This is a genomic window from Hymenobacter agri, from assembly GCF_054778495.1.
Genome location: NZ_BAAGZM010000691.1, coordinates 1 through 2,053 on the forward strand (window position 1 = coordinate 1; position 2,053 = coordinate 2,053).

2 protein-coding genes are annotated in these 2,053 nt (G+C 56.2%); both read right to left on the minus strand.

The features are described from left to right. Positions 1–580 precede the first annotated feature (580 nt). On the minus strand, positions 581–1,306 hold the full coding sequence (locus ACYVDE_RS21105; RefSeq protein WP_460503508.1) for an NADPH-dependent F420 reductase: 726 nt from the start codon (positions 1,304–1,306) through the stop codon (positions 581–583). Positions 1,307–1,544: 238 nt separating this feature from the next. Continuing rightward, a partial coding sequence (locus tag ACYVDE_RS21110) for a hypothetical protein (protein WP_460503509.1) occupies positions 1,545–2,053 on the minus strand: 509 nt, incomplete at its 5' end.

A 2,053-nucleotide genomic window follows, 5' to 3' on the forward strand; every position in this document is an offset into this window, starting at 1 on the left:
CCGCATTTGGCGCACGTATGCTGAGTTGTTACCATCAACCTTATACGTGTTCATCCTCACTTAGACCACCGCCCAAAATCCATCGGCTTTTTTAAAAAAACCGCTTTCCTGAATTAATCACCCTCTCGAACTGGTAAATCGATATTTGGAAATGTCTGAGTAAGCATTATCAGACCTATCAACCCATTTCAGCAGGGTATCATACTCTATCGGAACATTTAAACTAATTGCGCAATGCGGAAAAGGGTGGTATTTGTCTTGATTGAAAACAACACGCCGCGGAACGTAGCCTTTCGGAATTTCAGATTCATATTTTGCACAAGCAGATATACAGAACATTAGGAAGGTTGCTAAAATTCGCATAGTCTGATTTACCTCCTATGGATTGAATTTATTTTCGGGCAATGCTACCCCAGCTTGGCACTAAACTACATCTGTTTCTCCAAGAAGCAGCGAGAGGTCAAATACGAAGTTTAGCTCGGAGTTGTAAAATCTCGCTGTTGGCAGCACCCGATGCTACACTAGCAACACTAAAAAAGCCCTACCGCGCGGCAGGGCTTTTTCATTTTCCAACATCAGTCTATTTCAACTGAATGCCCTGGTCGGCCATGGCCTGCTCGGTTTTGGCGTGGTTGGCCTTGTACTCGGCGTGCTGGGCCTCGGTGCGCTTCGTGCCGAGGCTGGCGAAGTGCTCGCGGAGCTTGTCGGCGGGCATGTCGGCGCCGTAGGACGGGGTGCCAGGCTGCTGGCGCCACGACTCGTGCAGGGTGCCGTCGTCCACGGCGTCGAAGCCCAGTTCTTCCACCAGGGCCATTACTTTTTGCTTGGCGGCGGCATCGTCGCCGGCCACGGGCAGGGCAATGCGGCCGGGGGTGCCGACGGGCACGCCCTTGTTTTGCAGGTGGTCGGCGTAGATGTTGTTGAACACCTTCACTACCGGGCGGCCCAGGTGCTGCTGCACCCACTCGCTCTCGGTGAGGTCGCCGGTTTCGAGCTCGGCGATTTTACCGTCGCGCAGCATCGGGTAATAGTTGCTCGTGTCGATGACGGGCACCTCGGCGGGCACGTTGGCGAACAGGTCTTTGGGCAGGTCGGGAATGTTTTTCAGCGGGATGGTGACCACAATGAGGTCGGCACCTTTGGCGGCTTCTTCGGCCGTGACGGGGGTGGCACCGGTTTTCTGGGCCACGTCACCCAGAGTTTCGGGGCCGCGCGAGTTGGCGATTTTAACCGAGTGGCCGAGGCTGGTGAGCCGCACGGCGAGGGCGCTGCCGATGTGGCCGGCGCCGATGATTCCGATGTTCATGTTGTGAAAGATTAAGCGTGGTGCCGGCACGAACTGCGGCGGCAGGTAGCTTAACAGTTTCACCAGAGGGTTTGCTTTTTTGGGCGGGTGGTTTTCTGGGAAAGCAGCGAAAAAAGCACGTCATGCTACGCTTGTCGAAGCATCTCTACTGCGTAAGTAATTCATTTACTACCGCGGTAGAGATGTTTCGACAAGCTCAGCATGACGTGCTTTTTTTCTATCCAGCCAAGCCCAAACCCTAACAGGGGCTGAAAAGCTCGATTACCTGCAAGCGGCCGTTTTGAAACTCCAGGTTCAAGGATTCATCTATGCCTTTGCCTTTGTAGATAAAAGGCAGGCTCATTAATTCGCCCGGCCGACCGCGGCCGGCGGGCTCATCGGCCTCCCTGGCCGATTCCGGGTAGAAGCGGCGTACGGCTTCGAGCGTAGTGTTTTTATCGAGCATCAGCTTGCCCAATTGGGCCTTAAACCGGCCCGACGTGACGTCGAATTTCAGTAGCATGGCCTGGGTGCCGCTCACTTCGTACATCGTTCGGCCGTAGTACCAGAAGTCGCCGTTGGGTGCGCCCACAGGAATGTTCGACAGGCGGCTGCCGCACTCCACGGCTCCTTCGGCGATGCTGTCGGGGCGGCCCAGCTGCTGAGTGAGCTCCTGGGTCGTCAGCTGCGCATCGGGCAGGCCGCTGATGTGGAACGTGGCGGCGTCGGCGTACTCGCGGTTGGCGGAGGCCTGCAGGGCGGCAGCAG